This window comes from Bariatricus sp. HCP28S3_F11 (assembly GCF_052065395.1).
Lineage (GTDB): Bacteria > Bacillota > Clostridia > Lachnospirales > Lachnospiraceae > Allocoprococcus.
Genome location: NZ_JBQHUC010000094.1, coordinates 1 through 1,749, shown reverse-complemented (window position 1 = coordinate 1,749; position 1,749 = coordinate 1). Strand labels below are relative to the sequence as shown.

Sequence of the window (1,749 nt, the reverse complement as noted above, 5' to 3'; positions counted from 1 at the left end):
CCGTATTATCGCTGTCAATCTGCCATTAGCTCCCAGACTGCGCGGTCGATTCTTTAAAGGACGGAAAAATAATTTGTCGTTTGCGTCTCCCTCAATTCGCTGTCCAACAGTGAAGGTATTCACAACTGTCTGAGAATCAACATCCCTATGATGTTGGCTCTCATGCGTCAACCAGTCTATTCCAATAGTGCGGAATACGCAGACAATCGAATATCTCTCTTTTCAGCCCAATGGGGAAAATGTGCTATAACCGGTGTTGAATTCTCCTCTGTTGGGGAAATTCATTGCCATCATAAGTTACCTCGACATTTAGGCGGTACGGATGCCTATGAGAATCTTATTCTCATAAAGAATTCCGTCCATAAACTCATTCATGCTTCAAAAGCGGAAACTATTTACAAATATATGGATTTACTACAGCTAGATAACAAACAGCTTATAAAGGTTAACCACCTTCGTGAGTTGGCTTCCATGCAACCTATTTAATCTTATTTCAACTACTACAGTCTTTATTCTATTCAAAGGTTGATTGTTTAGACAATGAAAAATACTAACCGATGGAACGCCGTGTGCGGTGAAAGTCGCATGCACGGTGTGGAGTGGGGGAAAAGCCCGAGATGATATCAGAGGCTTACCTATCACTATAAAACAGCGACTTTATACTGATGCTCAATCAGGCTGCCGGTGACAGACAGATTCTTGCAAAACAGCTGAATATTTCTCCATACCAGTTATCTTATGTAACAAATTCCGGTGAAGGTGAGGGGCTTCTGTTCTATGGAAGCACCATCATTCCATTCAAGGATAAGTTTGATAAATCTTTGAAGTTATACAGTCTGATGACAACTAAGCCGGAGGAAGTGGAAGCCCGAAAAGAATGGGAGGCTTCCCAAAAATCATGAGAAAGCTTTTTTCAGGAATCATGTTGCTACTCTCACTCTTCTGTATCTCTGTCAGTATCTACATACTGGCAGGGATGAAATTGGAAGATCATAAAAGCGATAAAGCATTTGAAGAAATCAGGGAAGTATTTGATCAGGAATATCCGGAGAATTCAAAAGATAACTCAGAGGATGAGCCAAATATCAATCCGGGTCTTCTAGAACTACATGAAAAGAATCCGGACTGTGTAGGGTGGATTCAAATTGAGGATACACACATTGATTATCCGGTCATGTATCATCCGGAAGAAAAGAATTACTACTTAAGAAAGAATTTCAACCAGAAATATGACATAAGTGGAACTCCTTTTATTGCTGAGATTTGTGACCCGGAGAATTTTGATAACCTGATCATTTACGGTCATCACATGAACAGTGGTGCAATGTTTGCAGATCTTGATAAGTATAAGAACGAATCTTTCTATCAGGAGCATAAAAAGATAATTTACAGCACTCTTCATGGCGATGAAATTTATGAGGTGATGGCTTGCTTTGCTGTTCCTGTCTATACAGGGAACGATTTTGCGTATTACGCATTTACTAAGGCAGAAACGCTTCTGGAATATAAAAACTTTGTTGATATTTGTATAAAGAAGTCCTATTACAACACAGGAGTCATGGCTGAATATGGGGATCAGTTACTTACCCTGTCTACTTGTGAGTACAGTCATAAAAACGGCCGGATGGTTGTAGTTGGGATGTAGGACGGATTTTGCGGACATTCAAAATAAAAAAGAATGTGGAGGTAACAGACAATGGCAAAATCATTATTTGAGGAACTGGGCGGCAAATACGAAAGGCAAGGGGA

Annotated in this window: 1 protein-coding gene and 1 pseudogene; both read left to right on the top strand. The window is 40.0% G+C overall.

Features of this window, described 5'->3' with window-relative positions; all coding sequences use genetic code 11:
• Positions 1-647: 647 nt before the first annotated feature.
• Positions 648-902 (top strand): annotated as a pseudogene (locus tag ACTNBR_RS16345) (hypothetical protein); the annotation flags it as partial.
• Positions 899-1,645 carry a class B sortase gene (gene srtB / locus ACTNBR_RS16340; protein ID WP_427808830.1) on the top strand — a complete coding sequence of 249 codons (747 nt, stop codon included), beginning with the start codon at positions 899-901 and terminating at the stop codon, positions 1,643-1,645. The pseudogene ACTNBR_RS16345 and the gene srtB, both read left to right, overlap by 4 nt.
• The last annotated feature ends 104 nt before the right edge of the window (positions 1,646-1,749 follow it).

Excerpts from the sequence above, each read along its gene's own strand:
- srtB (WP_427808830.1), top strand. The coding sequence starts at position 899 with ATGAGAAAGCTTTTTTCAGGAATCATGTTGCTACTCTCACTCTTCTGT.